Here is a 14,845-nt window from a genome sequence, read left to right on the forward strand (position 1 = left end):
AGCAGTGAGTAGCCTACCGTTGGTCTCCTTCGGATCTGCGGAGAGCCCCGCCTGCGCGCACGACGCGCCTGGCTAGACTGACCGCGATGAAGGTACTGATCACCGGCGGGGCCGGCTACATCGGATCGACCGTGGCGACCGCGTGCCTGGAGGCCGGGATCGAGGTCGTGCTGCTGGACGACCTGTCCACGGGCCTCGCCGCTTTCGGCGCGGGGCGCGACCTGTACGTGGGCGACATCGCCGACGCCGCGGTGCTCGATCGGCTGCTGGGCGACCATCCGGACATCGACGCGGTCGTGCACTGCGCCGCGCGTGTCGTCGTGCCGGAGTCCGTGGCGGACCCGCTCGGCTACTACGACACCAACGTCGGCCGGTCGATCATCCTGTTCCGTCGTCTCCGCGACGCCGGCATCCACCGCATCGTCTTCAGCTCGTCGGCCTCGATCTACGCGGGGGAGACGGGAGACGGGGTCGACGAGAGCGGCCGCATCGCTCCCTCCAGCCCGTACGCCACCACCAAGGCCATGGTCGAGCAGATCCTCGCCGATGCCGCGGCCGCGGGCGACTTCCGCGCCATCGCTCTCCGCTACTTCAATCCGATCGGCGCCGACCCCCAGCTGCGCACCGGCCTGCAGAACCCCCGGCCGACCCATGCGCTCGGGAAGATCATGCAGGCGCGGGCGGCCGGCGAGCCCTTCACGATCACGGGGACGGACTGGCCGACCAGGGACGGCTCGGGCCTGCGCGACTACGTGCACGTCTGGGACCTCGCGCTGGCGCATGTCGCCGCGGTGACGCGGTTCGACGAGGTCGCCACGCCCACCGAGCCCTACCGGGTGATCAACCTGGGCACCGGCGACGGGGTCACCGTCCGTGAGCTCGTGCAGGCGTTCGAGCGGGTGACCGGCGCCCCGCTGCCGGTCGTCGAGACCGAGCGGCGGCCGGGGGACCAGGCCGGCGCCTTCGCGGTCGTGGATCGCGCGCGCGACGTGCTGGGCTGGCGCGCGGAGCGCTCCGTCGACGACGGCGTGCGCGACGCACTGGCCTGGGCCGAGAAGCTCCCGACGGTCCGCTGAGCCCGACGCCTCACTCCTGCGGGCGCAGCGTCGGGATGGCGCCTGTGTGGGCGGCGTCGATGTTCTCCCGCCATGACCGGGACTGTCCGGCCCGCAGGGCGCACAGCACGAGCATGAACCAGCCGGCGTCCACGAGCGTGAAGCTCTCGAACATCGAGTCGACCGCCAGGGTCACCAGCGTGATCGGCGTCCACGCGTAGACGACCGAGCGGCGCACGCTCGCGACCAGCCACGAGCGGATCAGCGCGATGCCGCCGAGCAGGAGGAAGAGCACCAGACCCGCGGCGCCGAGCTGCAGCAGCACGTCGAAGAACGCGTTCAGCGCGCTCTGGTGGCGGTCGTCGAGCTGGAAGTTGATGAACGTGAACGGGTACTCCCCGCGTGCCCAGTCGCCGAACCACCCCCACCCGGTGATCGGCTTGACCGCGACGAAGTCCAGGATCATGTTCCACAGCTCTGCGCGCATGGAGAAGTCCGAGCCGGCGTCGAGGAGGGCGATGATCTGGTGGCGCAACGCGAACGCCACCGTGAGGGCGAGCGCGACGAGCACCCCCAGGGCCCACTGCACGACGTTGCGACGCGCCGGCGGGGTGTGGCGGACGATGGTGAGGGCGACCGTGACCACCCCGACCGCGCCGGCGAGCACCAGCACGGTGGGCGACGCGGACAGGAACGCGAGGCCGCCGGCGAGGGCGACAGAGCCGACGGCGAGGGGCGGGTCGACCGACTGCGTGCGCCATTCGATCACGAACGTGATGAGGGCGAGCACGGCGATGAAGCCGAGCATGTTGCGACTGCCGAACAGGCCCTGGATGGGTCCGCCGGCCGCGAGGTTGCCCTGGATGCCGAGGAACGCGAAGGGGAGGTCGAGGAGGATCCCGGACAGGATCTCGACCCCGAGCGAGATGCCGAGGAGCACGCGGAGGGTGTCGCCCAGCGCCCGCACGGTCTGCAGGGTGTCGCGGACGTGCCCGATGGTGATGGCGAGGAAGGCGTAGCCGAAGAGCGACAGCCAGCCCAGGATCGTGTCGGAGCGGTCGGTCGTCCACAGCAGGCTCACGAGCGCCCACGCCAGGAACGCCAGCAGCGAGGACGGCGCGATCCGCAGCGCGGACAGCTCCTCCCGCCGCACCCACAGGATCGCCGCGCCGAGCAGGCAGAGCGCGGTGATGACGGTGGCGAGCGTGACCGCCGACGTCATCCGCTCGATCGCGAACGAGCCGAACACCGCCAGCAGCGCCGCGAGCGTGAACGCCCTGGCCATCTCCGCCGAGCCGAGGAGGCGGGCGAGGCGATGCCCCGTCGTCACGGCACCCGCCGTGGCGTCGCGCCGCGCTCGAAGACGAGGTCCCGTTCGCCGACGCCGACCAGCGGCACCGACTTGAGCTTGAAGGACAGGAGCACCAGGAGCAGCCAGCCCCACAGCATGATCGGGGTGGACTCCGTGAGCCCCTGCACCAGCAGCACGACGGTGAACAGGCTGGGCAGCAGCGTCAGCGGAGAGTAGGGGCGATGCGCGTCGAGATCCCATCGCGGCCGGTCGACGGCGAAGAACCAGGAGCGCCAGAGCAGGCTGCCGTACGCGACGGCCATCAGCACGAGGCCGACGATGCCGAGCTGCAGCAGCACGTCCAACCACATGTTGTGGGCGTGAAAGACGGTGATGCCGTGGTCGACGATCCAGCCGTCGAATGCCGGGTCGGTGGGCACCCAGGGGCTCGAGAACCCGTTGCCGATCACGGGGTGCTCCGCGACGCGCTCCAGGACCTTCTCCCAGATCTTGCTCGACCGGCCGGTCAGATCCGCGCTGCGGCCGAGCAGGCCGAGCAGCGGTTCGCGCAGCAGCCAGAGCACGAGGGCGCCCACGGCGGTCGACCCGATCGCGATGACGTAGATCCGGGTGCGCGCGCCCGGTGAGGCGGCGCGCCGCATGAGCAGGGCGACGAGGAGCACGACGGCGGCGGCCCCGGCGCACGCGAGGGCGGTGGCCGACGCCGTGCGGAACAGGAAGTACGCGGCCAGCAGCATCCACAGCGCGAGCGTCGTGCGCCAGCGGGACCTCGCCGCGAACAGCACGCCGAAGGTGATGAGGGCGAAGAGCGACACGATGCCGAGCAGGTTCGCGTTGCCGAGGATGCCCTGGATGCGCCCTCCGTCGAAGAGGTTGTCGCGGACCCAGTACCACTGCGGGTCGATCTTCCCCGGCGGGAGGTCGACGAAGTTCGGCAGCAGCGGGCCGTGCAGGACGAGCGAGACCCAGAGCTCGAGGGCGAGGGACAGCCCCAGGATCCACTTGAACGCGGAGGACAGGGCGCGGACGATCTCGTGCCACGTGAGCACGTGCGCGATGAAGAGGCCGTTCACGGTGACCGCGGCGAACAGGACGCCCGTCGCCACGGTCGGCACACGCCACTGCGACCAGACGACGGAGAGGAGGGCGAGGGCCGCGTAGCCGAGGGCCGCCCACGGCAGCCGGCGCCAGCGGAACGGCTGCGGACGGTTCCGGGCGAGCATCGGGATCCCGATCGCCAGCGTGGCCGCGGTGAAGAGTGCGAGCGTGATCGCCGCGCCGACCTCTCCCAGCAGGTTGTAGACCGCGGAGTGGGCGAACGCCACGAAGAGGACGGCGATCACGTACCCGCGCAGCAGGAGGTGCCCCGTGGATTCGCGCTCGGGCGCGGTGGGCGGGGCGGCCACCGGGTGCTTGGTGTACTGGGCCATCGCGACTCAGGCTACCTCGACGGGCCCGGATCCGACCCGTCCGTCGCCCCGGGCTCTACGCTGGGGGCATGCTGCGCAGCCTCACGAACGTGCCCCGCGACTACGCCTGGGGGTCGCCGTCGCTCCTCGCCGAACTCGAAGGGCGCGTGCCGTCCGGGGCGCCCGAGGCCGAGGTGTGGTTCGGCGACCACCCGGGCGACCCCGCCGACCTCGACGGCGGAGGGACGCTGGACGAGGTGACGGGTGGCACGCTGCCCTACCTGCTGAAGCTGCTCGCGGCCGCGCGGCCGCTGTCGATCCAGGTGCACCCGACGAAGGAGCAGGCGAGGGCCGGCTGGGCGCGGGAGAGCGCCCTGCCGCTCGACGACCCGCGACGCAACTACCGCGACGACAACCACAAGCCGGAGCTCCTCGTCGCCCTCAGCGAGCGCTTCGAATCGCTCAGCGGTCTGCGTCCGGTCGCCGACACCCTGCGTCTCCTCGACGCCCTCGACGACGTCCCCGGGGTGCGGTCCCTGCGCGAGCGGCTCACGGGCGCGGCGGACCCGCTCGGAGACGCGATCGGGTGGCTGCTCGGGGGAGAGGCGCAGACCGCGGTGGACGAGGTCATCGCCGCCGTCCGCCGTGCCGCGGACGGACCCGCGGGTCAGGAGCACCCGTCGCTGCGCGCCGTCGCCGCCATCGCCGAGACCTCGCCCGGAGATCCGGGGGTCGTGGTCGCTCTGCTCATGAACCATCTCGTGCTGCGTCGCGGCGAGGGCGTCTTCCTGCGGGCGGGCCTGCTGCACGCGTACCTCTCCGGTCTCGGCGTGGAGATCATGGCGGCCAGCGACAACGTGCTCCGCGGCGGCCTGACGCCCAAGCGCATCGACGTGCCGGAGCTGCTCGCGATCCTGGACACCACGCCCGGCGAGGTGCCGGTGCTGCGGCCGGAGGGCGACGAGGCCGTGACGACGTACTCCGTGCCGGTGCCGGACTTCGCCCTCCGCCGGGTGCGCCTCGACGGTGAGCCGATCGCCGTGGAGGTGGACGGCCCGACGATGGTGCTGGCCACCGGCGGTGCGGTCCGCGTGGCCACGGAGTCGGGAGCGGACATCGCGCTCCGGGTCGGTGCGGTCGCCTTCGCCGATGCCGAGGAGCGCCGCCTGACGCTCTCGGGCACGGGGGAGGCCTTCGTGGCCACCCCCGGGCACTGATCCGCGCGGGCGCGACACGCCGAGAGACGTCCATGAACCTTCAAGAATCGCTTGAGGGTTTACGATCCGCGACTTGACCGGAGCGAATGACACGGGTGTAATTAGGTGAGCACGGCCCGCCAGGGGGGCGGTTTTTGAAGGGTTGGAGGTCGAGATGACGGGATACCGTTCCGATGTGCCGGAGAACTGGTTCGTCGATCCGGTCAACCTCGGTGTCCCCGGGGTCCGCCGGTCCGACCCGGACGACGACAACGCCCTCGCGTGGCAGAGCGACGCCCTGTGCTCGCAGACCGACCCCGAGGCCTTCTTCCCGGAGAAGGGCGGCTCCACGCGCGACGCCAAGCGCATCTGCACCTCGTGCGACGTGCGCGGCGAGTGCCTCGAGTACGCGCTGGCCAACGACGAGCGCTTCGGCATCTGGGGCGGCCTCTCCGAGCGCGAGCGTCGCAAGCTCAAGCGCCGCGCCAGCTGACGCCTCTCCGCCGCGCGGCTTCGTGGGCGCGCCGGGAGCGGTGCGCTACCCGGCGTGACAGCGCGCATAGGCTGACCACGTCATGCCAGCCCGAGTTCATGCCCTCATCGTCGCGCGCCCCGGCCCCTCCGCACGCGCCCAGCTCCTCCGCACGCTCGACGCCGTGCGCGCCCAGACCGTCCCGCCCGCGGCCGTCACGCTGATCATGTGCGGCGACGCCGCCACCGCTCGGGAGAGCGAAGCGGTCGCCGCCACGGTCGAGGGCATCATCGAGGCGCGGCCCTCGACGTCCTTCGCCGAGGCCATCGACCTGGCGCGCCCCCGCATCCTCGACGGCTCCGCGATCTGGATCCTCGCGCAGGACACTGCGCCGCACCCGCGCGCCCTGGAGCGCCTCACCGGCATGCTGGAGCGCTCGCCGTCCGCCGCGATCGTCGCCCCGAAGCTCGTCGCCACCGACAACGACCGCGAGATCGTGTCCCTGGGTGTGAGCATGACCACTTTCGGCCGCGCGGTGGAGCTCGCGGCGGGGGAGCTGGACCAGGGCCAGCACGATCGGATGGACGACGCTCTCGGCGCCGACATCCGCGGCCTGCTCATCCGCGGCGAGGTGCGCGAGGCCCTGCGCCCCGACCCCGCCCTGGCCGGCGCGGACGAGGGTCTCGATCTCGGCGTGCGCGCTCGGCTCGGAGGTGGTCGGGTCGTGCTCGCCCCGGCGGCGCGGGTCTCCGCCGCTCCGGACGGTCCGGCGGCACTGCCGACAGGGCGATCCCGCCGTGCCTTCGTCACCCGCCTCGCGCAACTGCACCGGCGTCTCGCTTACGCCCCGGCGGCCGCGGTCCCCCTGCACTGGCTGACCTTCCTGCCCCTCGCGCTCTGGCGCTCCCTCACCCATCTCGTCGGCAAGCGGCCGGAGGCGGTGTTCCCGGAGTGGGGAGCCGCCCTCACCGCCATGCTCCGGTTCGGGGCCGTCGCCCGATCGCGGGCTCGGATCCGGTCCTTCCGCTCCTCCACATGGGCGAGCATCGCCCCGCTGCGGGTCACGCCGTCGCAGTTGCGACGCCGGCTCGACGACGGGCACGGCAGCGAGCACGGAGCCGTCAGCGAGCTCCGCTTCTTCTCCGGCGGCGGGGCGTGGGCGGTCCTGGCCGCGCTCGTGGTGAGCATCGCCTCCTTCACCAGCCTCCTCGCCTGGCCGGCGCTGGGCGGGGGCGGCCTGCTTCCGCTGCGGGAGACCGTCGGCGCGCTGTGGCGGGACGCGGCCTGGGGGATGCGCGGGGTCGGTCTCGACGTCGTCGGCCCCGCCGATCCGTTCGCCGCCGTCGTCGCCCTGCTCGGCTCGCTGTGGCCCGGTGCGCCCTCCTTCGCGGTGGTCCTGCTGTGGATCCTCGCGCTTCCCCTCGCCGTCCTCGGCGGGTGGTTCGCCGCCACCCGGGTCACCGATCGTGCCGGTCTGCGCATCTTCGCCGGTATCGCGTGGGCCCTCGCGCCGACCTTCCTCACCGCGCTCGTCGACGGCCGACCGGCCGCGGTCCTCGTGCATCTGCTGCTGCCGTGGCTGTTCCACTCCGCGGTCGTCGCACACCGCTCCTGGGGCGCCGCCGGCAGCGCGTCCCTGCTCCTCGCCGCCGTCGTGGCGTGCGCACCGGTCCTCGCGCCGGCGCTCGCCGTGCTGTGGGTCGTGGCGCTCGGGATCGTGCTCGGCACCGCGCAGTTCCGCGGCGCCGGCCGCCTTCTCTGGCTGCCCCTGCCCACGGCTGCCCTGTTCGCGCCGCTGGTCTTCTGGCAGCTCGCCCACGGCACCCCCCTGGGCCTGTTCGCGGACCCCGGCCTGACCTGGCTCGGGCCGCAGGCCGCGGCCGATGCCGCCGGGCGTCTCGCCCTCGCCACCGGGTTCCCGACCGAGGATCTCGCCGGCTGGGCGACGGTCGTCCCCGGCACCTGGGCGGCACTGCTGTGCGCTCCGCTCGCGCTGCTCGCCCTCGGGTCCGCCGTGTCCCCGCGGTGGCGCGCCGGCATCACTCTCCTGGTCGTCGCCCTGACCGGCCTGGCGACCGCGTTCCTCGCCGTGGGCGTCAGCGTCGCCTTCACGCAGGGCACCGCCGTCCCGATCTGGCCGGGCACCGGATTGAGCCTCGCGTGGATCGGCGTGGTCGGCGCCGCGACGGTCACCCTGGACACGGCCTTCCCGCTGCCTCGGCTCCGCGTCGCCGCGACGGGTGTGGCGGCTCTCGCACTCGTCGCCTGCGCCGTACCTGCCCTCACCGCGCTCCACACCGATCGATCCGCGCTGACCAACGGTCCCGAATCGACGCTTCCGGCGTACGTGCGCGCACAGGCGGCCGGAGACCAGCCCGTCGCGACCCTCATCCTCACGCCGCAGAACGACGGCGGGCTCGCCGTCGAGGTCGTCCACGGCGCCAGTGAGACCCTGGGCGCACAGACGACGATGCTCTCGACCGCGGTCGAGCCCCAGGGCGACGACGTCTCCACCCTCGCGGTGGACCTCATCTCGGCCCGCGACTTCGACGCGCCCTCGGAACTGCTCGACCGGGGGATCAGCTACGTGCTCCTCGCGGCGGTGGACGATGAGGGGGATCGGGCCCGGTCGCTGCGGACCGCGTCCGTGGCGGCCATCGACCAGCGCGCCGGTCTCATGCAGGCCGGGTCCACCGACCGCGGCGTCCTGTGGCGTCTCGAGGGGGAGCCCGCCGCGCCCGCCGAGCTGAGCGGGAGCGCGGAGGGCACGGCGCGCCTCGTCGTGACCGTCCAGCTGCTGGTCGTCCTCGCCGCCCTGCTGCTGTCCATCCCGACCCGTGCGTCGCGGCGCGCCGCGCGGGCGCGGTCCCGCATCGTCGGCCGAGCGCCCGAGGAGCCGCTGGTGCTCCCGCGGCACGCCGAGGATCGCGAGCCGGAGACCGTGGACGAGCCCCCGGTGGGTGCCGTGGAGGACCCGCAGGACGAACCGGCTCTCCGCGACGAGGCCCTTGCCCCGATCGCGGACGCCGAACCAGGGGACGACGGCGCGGATCCGCCGCAGGCGGCGGATGAGGACGACACCACGGGTGCTCCCGACGCGCACGGCGGCCCGGTCGCCGCACGCCAGGACGACGCCCGCACGGCGGAGGAGGACCGATGACCGGCACGCGCGCAGTCCGAGTCGTCGCCACGAGCGCGCGCCTCGCCACCGGCGTCGTGGTCGCGGCGGCGTGCGTCGTCGGGGTGGTCGCGGCGGTGCACGCCCCGTGGCCCACCGTGACCCATGAGCCCGCACAGGAGCAGGTGACGCCGCTTCCCGGGGACAGCGTCCTGCTGTGCTCCGGCGACTTCCGCGCCCTCGGTCGGAACACGGCGGCGCCGCTGGAGATGCGCGCCGCGGGCACGCCACGGGTGACCGCGGGAGGCACGTCGGGTGCACCGACGTCGTCCGGGCTCGCCGCCCCTGACCTCGTGGACGGCGACGACGTCCCCGTGCTCACCGGCGCGATGGAGGGCCGGTCGGCGCCCCTGATCGCCGGAGCGGAGTCGGTGAGGCTCGCCGCCGACGACCTCGCGGGCCTCGCGGCCTCGCCCTGCGGCGTGCCGCGCCTGGAGTCGTGGTTGATCGGCGGGTCCGTCGGCACCGGTGCGGAGGACGTCGTCCTGCTCGCGAACGCCTCCGATGTCGCGGCGACCGTGACGCTCGCCGTCTACGGGACCGCTCGGGGCGGCCGCACGGTGATCGTGCCGCCGCGCACGCAGACCGCCCTTCCGCTGACCTCCGTCGCGGCGGGCAACGACGTGCCCGTCGTCAAGGTCAGCGCCGTCGGAGCCCCCGTGCGTGCTGTGCTGCAGTCCGCCCTGATGCGGGTGCTCGACCCCGTGGGCGCGGACCAGCAGGAGGCGGTCGCCGGCCCGCAGCAGCACCTCGTCCTCCCGGGGGTGCAGGCCTTCGAGACCGAGGGCGACCAGGGCGACATGACCGTCCTCCGCCTGCTCGCCCCCGGAGCGGACGCCACGGCGCGCGTGCGGGTCACGGGGCAGAGCGGTGCCGCCGGACTCGACGAGTTCGTCGTGCCGCTCACCGCGGACGAGCCGACGCAGGTGTCGCTGAGCGGACTGGAGCCCGGGACCTACACCGTGGAGATCGATGCGGACGCACCGGTCGTCGCCGGAGTCCGGCAGCAGGACGGCTTCGGGGCGGACTCCGACTTCGCCTGGGTGACGCCCGCACCGCAGATCGACACCGAGGTGGCCTTCGCGGTCCCCGCGGGGCCGAGCCCGAAGCTGCAGCTGGCCAACCCCGCGGACGAGGAGGTCACGGTCACCCTCCGCACGATCGAGGGAGACGCTCCGCAGGAGATCACCGTTCCGGCCGGCGGCACCCGCGCGGTCGAGGTCCGCGCCGATCGGTCCTACCTGCTCCAGCCCGCGGGGCCGGTGCACGCGGCGGTGACGCTGACGGGAGCCGGGGCGCTGGCGGTCCTGCCGGTCCCCGCGCCCGCCGGGGTGGAGAACTCGATCACCGTCTATCCCTGAGCAGGGCGGGCGGCGCGTTCAGTGATCGTGCCCCAGGTCCCACGGCTCGCGGCCGACGTATTCGGCCGCGGCACGGAAGACGGCGCTCTCGATCGCCAGCCGGCGATGGGTGGCGTCGTCGTGGCCGGGGGGAAGGAGGCGCTCGATCGGGATGCGGAAGAGCACGATCCTCCGCCGGTCCCGGTCCAGGTGCCAGCGGGGCACCTCGCCGTCGGCCTCGGCGCTCGGCAGCGCACCGATCTCGAAGCGGACGTCCTGGAGCTCCGGCCACGTGCCGCGGAGGAACTCGACGGCGGTCCCGACGGTGAGGTCGAAGCGGTCGATGCGCCCGTCCAGCGGGGCGAGCGGGGGCTTCACGACCTCGCTGCGGCCGAGCCGTCCGTGCCGGCCGTGTCGCGCGCCGCGACGGACACCGGAGACGGAGGCGGATCGACGACGGGGCATGCCGAAAGTCTAGGCGCTGCGTACCCGCCCGGCGCGGCACCGCCGCCCGCGCGGCCGGGAGCCGTACGCTGACGGTGATGGACGGACGACTGTGCTCGAAGGTCGGCTGCGCGCGAGAGGCCGTGGCCACCCTCACCTATGACTACGGCGACCAGATGGCCGCGCTCGGCCCGCTCGGCGCGGCCAACGACCCGCAGGCGCACGATCTGTGCGCGCCGCATGCCGATCGGCTGTCGGTTCCCGCGGGCTGGCTGGTCGTGCGTCACGAGGCCCTCCGCGCCTGACCGAAGACCGCCGCTCGAGGAGAACCACGGGTGCGGGCCGCCCTCAGACGCCCAGGCGCCGCCCGGTGAGCTTCTCCGCCCGACGGTCGGCGTTCTCCAGCGCCCGCCGCTCCCGCTCCCGCCGCAGCACGGTGACGCCGACCAGGACGAGCTCCGCGGGCGCGGCCGGCACGGGGGAGACGTACGGTGTCGCCTCGGCCAGCAGATCGGCCGCCACGCGCTCGCGCGCCGCCGGGAGCATGCGCGGGGCGCTCACGAGGAACTGCGAGATGCGGCGGGCGAGGCGGTCGGGGAGACGGGCCACGTCGGCGACCTGCGCCCACCCCGCCAGCGCGGGAGGCAGGACGGGAGCCGGGGTGAAGAGCTTCGGCGTGCGCACCCGCTGGCTGTAGGTCCCGGCGACGAGGTCGCCCAGCCGCTGGGATCGCGCCGTGAAGGCGCCGACCAGGACCGCGAGGCCGCCGAAGGTGAGGTAGATCTCCAGCACACCGAGCAGGGCGCGGATGAACGCATGCCGGAACCCCGCCGCGCCGCCGTCCATCCGCACGATCCGCCCGCCGACCGCGAGCTTGCCGAGGCTGCGGCCCTTGAGGGCCACCTCCATCGTGATCGGCAGGACGACGAAGCTGACGACGAGGGAGGCCACGAGGGCGATGCGATCCGTGGCCGGGTCGAGCACGCCGATGTCGAGGAGCCAGAGGCGCAGGAAGATCGATCCGACGAAGACGGCGTAGCCCAGCAGCATGTCGATCACGGCCCCCGCCGCCCGGAGGAGGAACCCCACGGGCTGCACGTCGATCGCGACCGCCTCTCCGGAGAGCACCTCGTCGGAGACGTCGATCTGCGCGGACATGAGTACAGTAAATCAGGTGGATGCCGATGCCCTCGCCGATGCGCGCCGGTCCGAATGGGAGCGGTTGGACGCCCTGAGCCGGGCTCGTCTCGACGGCGCCGGCGTCGACGAGCTCATCGTGCGCTATCGCGCCGCCTCGGCCGACCTCGCGGAGCTGAAGACCTCCGTCGGCGAGTCGCCGCAGGGCGCCTACCTCTCCACGATCCTCGTGCGCGCGCGACTCCGTCTCACCGGCGCCGCGGACAGCATCCTCACCCAGACGGCGCGCTTCTTCCGGCTGCAGCTGCCGGCGGCGCTGTACCGGCTGCGATGGACGACCCTCGTCATCGCTCTCGCCTTCGTGGCCGTCGCCGTCGGGACCGCCGCCTGGATCGCGAGCGATCCCGCCCTCGTCGCCACCCTCGGTCCGCCCGACGCCCTCCAGCAGTATGCCGACGAGAGCTTCACCGGGTACTACACGGAGAACCCCGCCGCGGTGTTCATGGGCATGGTCTGGACGAACAACGCCTGGATCGCGATGCAATGCGTGCTGTTCGGCGTGACCGGGATCTGGCCCGTCTACATGCTCGTGCAGAACGCCCTGGGCCTCGGCACGTCCGGAGCCGTGATGGCGATCCACGACAAGGCCGACCTCATGGTCCTCTACATCCTGCCGCACGGCATGCTGGAGATGACCTGCATCTTCGTCGCCGCGGCCGCCGGCCTGCACATGTTCTGGGCGTGGGTGGTGCCCGGCCCCCGCACGCGCGGTGAAGCGCTCGCCACGGAGGGCAGGGCGCTGGCCACGGTCGCCCTCGGACTCGTGTTCGCGCTCTTCCTCTCCGGACTCGTGGAGGGCTTCGTCACCGGCTGGGCGCTGCCCTGGCCGGTCAAGATCGGCATCGGGGCGGCGGCGCTCGCGGTGTTCCTCATCTACATGCTCGTCGTGGGCCGCCGGGCGCACCTGCGGGGCGAGACCGGCGATCTCGTGGAGTACGAGTCGGGCACGCCACGGATCGTCGCGGGCTGACGCCTCCGCGGACCGCGGTCAGAGCCGTCCCGCCGCCTTGAGCTCGAGGTAGCGGTCGGCGATCCGGGGCGGCAGATCCTCCGGGTCGGCGGCGATGGCCTCCCCGCCCGCCCGGCGGATCGCGTCCGCGACGTTCTCGGCGTCGCGAAGCGTGCGCTCGGCGGCGGCGGCGAGGTAGACCTCCTCGCGGGACCCCCGGGCACGGGCGAGCGCGGCGATGCCGTCATCGGTCACCGACCCGACGAGCACCGTGGTGGCCCGGGAGGCATCGGGGAAGGCCCCGAGGAAGCCCCGGGCGGACTCGGCCGCGTCCTGAGCGGTGAGCACGACGATGAGGGAGGGGCGGGTCGTCAGGGTGCGCACCGCCGCGAAGGCCGCGTGCCAGTCCGTGTCGACGAGACGGGCGTGCACCGGGGCCATGGCGTCGGTCAGCGCGGGCAGGAGCCCGGTGCCGTCCACGCCGGTGACCCGCGCCCGGGTGACACGGTCGTGCATGAGCAGGTGCACGTGATCACCGGCGCGGGAGGCGAGCGCGGAGAGCAGCAGGGCCGCCTCCAGCGCGGCGTCGAGTCTCGTGCCGTCGCCCACGCGTGCGGCCGCCGTCCGTCCGGTGTCGACGATGAGGACGACGTGCCGATCACGCTCCGGGCGCCAGGTGCGGAGCATCGTGGTGCCCGCGCGTGCCGTCGCCCGCCAGTCGATCGAGCGCACATCGTCGCCGCGCACGTACTCGCGCAGAGAGTCGAACTCCGTGCCCTGGCCGCGTACCTGGATGCTCGTGTTCCCGTCGAGCTCGCGCAGGCGCGCGAGCCGCGACGGCAGGTGCTTGCGCGAGGAGAACGCCGGCAGCACGCGGATCGCGCCGCGGACGGGGTGCCGCGCCTGGCGGCCGGCGAGGCCCAGCGGGCCGCGGGAGCGGAGCACGACGAAGGCGCTGACCAGCTCGCCGCGGCGTCGCGGACGGAGCGGGATGTCCACGCGCCGGCGCTCGCCAGGCGGGATGCGCAGGTGCTGTCGCGACTCCGGCGCGCCGGCGGTGGGCTGCCAGGCGTCGCGGAGGAGGACGTCGAGCAGTCGGGCCCCGCGGTTCTCCACCGCCACGCTGACCGGGATCTGCTCGCCGAGACGCGCACGCGCCGGGACGCGCCGGGTGACGGTCGCCGCGCGGGGGTCACCCGCGAAGACGAGATCGACCACGACGAGGAGCACGCAGAGCCCGATCCATCCGCCCAGCACGGCGTACGGCGGGTACCCCGCCAGTCCCGCGAGGACCAGCGGCACGATGCCGACGGCGAGGGCGACGGCGAGGCGGCCCGTGACGAACACCTAGATCGGCACCCGGGTCTGCTGGACCACCGACGTCAGCACGGCGTCGGCGGACACGCCCTCCATCTGGGCGTCGGGGCGGAGCTGCAGGCGATGCCGCCACACCGGGACGAGCATCGTCTGGACGTGGTCCGGGGTCACGGCAGTGGAGGCGTTGAGCCACGCCCATGCCTTCGCCGCGGCGAGCAGGCCGGTCGAGGCCCGGGGACTGGCGCCGAGCTCGACGGAGGGGGACTGCCGGGTCGCGCGGGCGAGGTCGACCACGTAGCCCAGGACATCGTCCGTCACGTCGACCCGCGCAGCCGCCTGCTGCGCGGCACGGATCTCGTCGGCGCCGATCACCGCCTCGACGCCGGTGAGCTCCCGCGGGGAGAAGCCCTGGGCGTGGCGTCGCAGCACGGACACCTCCGCGTCCCGCTCCGGCATGCCCACGACGAGCTTCATCAGGAAGCGGTCGAGCTGCGCCTCCGGCAGCGAGTACGTCCCCTCGTGCTCGATGGGGTTCTGCGTCGCCGCGACGAGGAAGGGATCGGGCAGCGCGCGGCTGACGCCGTCCGCGGAGACCTGGCGTTCCTCCATCGCCTCCAGGAGCGCCGCCTGGGTCTTGGGAGGCGTGCGGTTGATCTCGTCCGCGAGCAGGATGTGCGTGAACACCGGTCCGGCGCGGAAGTCGAACTCCCCGGTCCTGGCGTCGTACACGAGGGATCCCGTGACGTCGCCCGGCATCAGGTCGGGGGTGAACTGGACCCTCTTGGTGTCGAGCCCCAGAGCCCGCGCGAACGAGCGCACCACGAGGGTCTTCGCCACTCCGGGCACCCCCTCGAGCAGGACGTGGCCGCGGGCCAGGAGCGAGACGAGCAGGCCGGTGACCGTACCGGCCTGGCCGACCACCGCCTTGTCGACCTCGGTGCGGACGCGGTGCATGGCCTGGCGCAGCGCGGCGTCG

At 73.5% G+C, this 14,845-nt stretch carries 13 protein-coding genes; 7 read left to right on the plus strand and 6 right to left on the minus strand.

Features of this window, described 5'->3' with window-relative positions; genetic code table 11:
* Positions 1-86: 86 nt before the first annotated feature.
* Positions 87-1,076, plus strand: a complete 990-nt coding sequence (galE, locus tag ACFU8V_RS08205) for a UDP-glucose 4-epimerase GalE (protein ID WP_378870355.1) — start codon at positions 87-89, stop codon at positions 1,074-1,076.
* Between the two features lie 10 nt (positions 1,077-1,086).
* Here galE and ACFU8V_RS08210 read toward each other — a convergent pair whose 3' ends face one another.
* The gene (locus ACFU8V_RS08210; RefSeq protein ID WP_231729425.1) at positions 1,087-2,385 is read right to left on the minus strand and encodes an O-antigen ligase family protein; all 1,299 of its coding nucleotides are present in this window, start codon (positions 2,383-2,385) and stop codon (positions 1,087-1,089) included.
* Positions 2,382-3,797: an O-antigen ligase family protein gene (locus tag ACFU8V_RS08215; protein WP_378870359.1), complete on the minus strand. Its 1,416-nt coding sequence runs from the start codon at positions 3,795-3,797 to the stop codon at positions 2,382-2,384. The genes ACFU8V_RS08210 and ACFU8V_RS08215 overlap by 4 nt, the downstream gene beginning before the upstream one ends.
* Positions 3,798-3,865: 68 nt before the next feature.
* Here ACFU8V_RS08215 and manA point away from each other — a divergent pair, with 68 nt between their 5' ends.
* The 4 genes from manA (at position 3,866) to ACFU8V_RS08235 (ending at position 9,983) form a co-directional block, all read left to right on the plus strand.
* Positions 3,866-4,993, plus strand: a complete 1,128-nt coding sequence (gene manA / locus ACFU8V_RS08220) for a mannose-6-phosphate isomerase, class I (RefSeq protein ID WP_085607143.1) — start codon at positions 3,866-3,868, stop codon at positions 4,991-4,993.
* Between the two features lie 154 nt (positions 4,994-5,147).
* The gene (locus tag ACFU8V_RS08225) at positions 5,148-5,465 is read left to right on the plus strand and encodes a WhiB family transcriptional regulator (RefSeq protein WP_025103032.1); all 318 of its coding nucleotides are present in this window, start codon (positions 5,148-5,150) and stop codon (positions 5,463-5,465) included.
* A gap of 82 nt (positions 5,466-5,547) precedes the next feature.
* Positions 5,548-8,604 (plus strand): glycosyltransferase, encoded by a 3,057-nt coding sequence (locus ACFU8V_RS08230; protein WP_378870363.1) that lies wholly within the window; start codon positions 5,548-5,550, stop codon positions 8,602-8,604.
* Positions 8,601-9,983, plus strand: a complete 1,383-nt coding sequence (locus ACFU8V_RS08235; RefSeq protein WP_378870366.1) for a DUF5719 family protein — start codon at positions 8,601-8,603, stop codon at positions 9,981-9,983. The genes ACFU8V_RS08230 and ACFU8V_RS08235 overlap by 4 nt, the downstream gene beginning before the upstream one ends.
* A gap of 18 nt (positions 9,984-10,001) precedes the next feature.
* On the opposite strand, the gene ACFU8V_RS08240 is transcribed toward ACFU8V_RS08235, so the two are convergent.
* Positions 10,002-10,427 (minus strand): hypothetical protein, encoded by a 426-nt coding sequence (locus ACFU8V_RS08240; protein WP_249521541.1) that lies wholly within the window; start codon positions 10,425-10,427, stop codon positions 10,002-10,004.
* A gap of 77 nt (positions 10,428-10,504) precedes the next feature.
* Here ACFU8V_RS08240 and ACFU8V_RS08245 point away from each other — a divergent pair, with 77 nt between their 5' ends.
* Positions 10,505-10,711, plus strand: a complete 207-nt coding sequence (locus ACFU8V_RS08245) for a DUF3499 family protein (RefSeq protein ID WP_025103036.1) — start codon at positions 10,505-10,507, stop codon at positions 10,709-10,711.
* Between the two features lie 43 nt (positions 10,712-10,754).
* On the opposite strand, the gene ACFU8V_RS08250 is transcribed toward ACFU8V_RS08245, so the two are convergent.
* The gene (locus ACFU8V_RS08250) at positions 10,755-11,564 is read right to left on the minus strand and encodes an RDD family protein (RefSeq protein ID WP_025103037.1); all 810 of its coding nucleotides are present in this window, start codon (positions 11,562-11,564) and stop codon (positions 10,755-10,757) included.
* 16 nt (positions 11,565-11,580) lie between these two features.
* Between ACFU8V_RS08250 and ACFU8V_RS08255 the strand changes: the two genes are divergently transcribed.
* A complete protein-coding gene (locus tag ACFU8V_RS08255; protein WP_378870371.1) occupies positions 11,581-12,573 on the plus strand; it encodes a stage II sporulation protein M in 993 nt (330 codons plus the stop codon).
* 18 nt (positions 12,574-12,591) lie between these two features.
* Here the strand turns inward: ACFU8V_RS08255 and ACFU8V_RS08260 are convergent, their stop codons facing one another.
* Both ACFU8V_RS08260 and ACFU8V_RS08265 read right to left on the minus strand, forming a co-directional pair.
* On the minus strand, positions 12,592-13,899 hold the full coding sequence (locus tag ACFU8V_RS08260; RefSeq protein WP_025103039.1) for a DUF58 domain-containing protein: 1,308 nt from the start codon (positions 13,897-13,899) through the stop codon (positions 12,592-12,594).
* Positions 13,900-14,823: a MoxR family ATPase gene (locus tag ACFU8V_RS08265; RefSeq protein WP_231729611.1), complete on the minus strand. Its 924-nt coding sequence runs from the start codon at positions 14,821-14,823 to the stop codon at positions 13,900-13,902.
* Positions 14,824-14,845: the final 22 nt, after the last annotated feature.

Origin of the sequence: Microbacterium sp. NPDC057658 (assembly GCF_042799975.1) — a bacterium.
GTDB lineage: Bacteria > Actinomycetota > Actinomycetes > Actinomycetales > Microbacteriaceae > Microbacterium.

Excerpts from the sequence above, each read along its gene's own strand:
- ACFU8V_RS08265 (WP_231729611.1), bottom strand. The coding sequence starts at position 14,823 with ATGCACCGCGTCCGCACCGAGGTCGACAAGGCGGTGGTCGGCCAGGCC.
- ACFU8V_RS08225 (WP_025103032.1), top strand. The coding sequence starts at position 5,148 with ATGACGGGATACCGTTCCGATGTGCCGGAGAACTGGTTCGTCGATCCG.
- ACFU8V_RS08215 (WP_378870359.1), bottom strand. The coding sequence starts at position 3,797 with ATGGCCCAGTACACCAAGCACCCGGTGGCCGCCCCGCCCACCGCGCCC.
- ACFU8V_RS08240 (WP_249521541.1), bottom strand. The coding sequence starts at position 10,427 with ATGCCCCGTCGTCGATCCGCCTCCGTCTCCGGTGTCCGTCGCGGCGCG.
- ACFU8V_RS08245 (WP_025103036.1), top strand. The coding sequence starts at position 10,505 with ATGGACGGACGACTGTGCTCGAAGGTCGGCTGCGCGCGAGAGGCCGTG.
- manA (WP_085607143.1), top strand. The coding sequence starts at position 3,866 with ATGCTGCGCAGCCTCACGAACGTGCCCCGCGACTACGCCTGGGGGTCG.
- ACFU8V_RS08235 (WP_378870366.1), top strand. The coding sequence starts at position 8,601 with ATGACCGGCACGCGCGCAGTCCGAGTCGTCGCCACGAGCGCGCGCCTC.
- galE (WP_378870355.1), top strand. The coding sequence starts at position 87 with ATGAAGGTACTGATCACCGGCGGGGCCGGCTACATCGGATCGACCGTG.
- ACFU8V_RS08250 (WP_025103037.1), bottom strand. The coding sequence starts at position 11,564 with ATGTCCGCGCAGATCGACGTCTCCGACGAGGTGCTCTCCGGAGAGGCG.
- ACFU8V_RS08230 (WP_378870363.1), top strand. The coding sequence starts at position 5,548 with ATGCCAGCCCGAGTTCATGCCCTCATCGTCGCGCGCCCCGGCCCCTCC.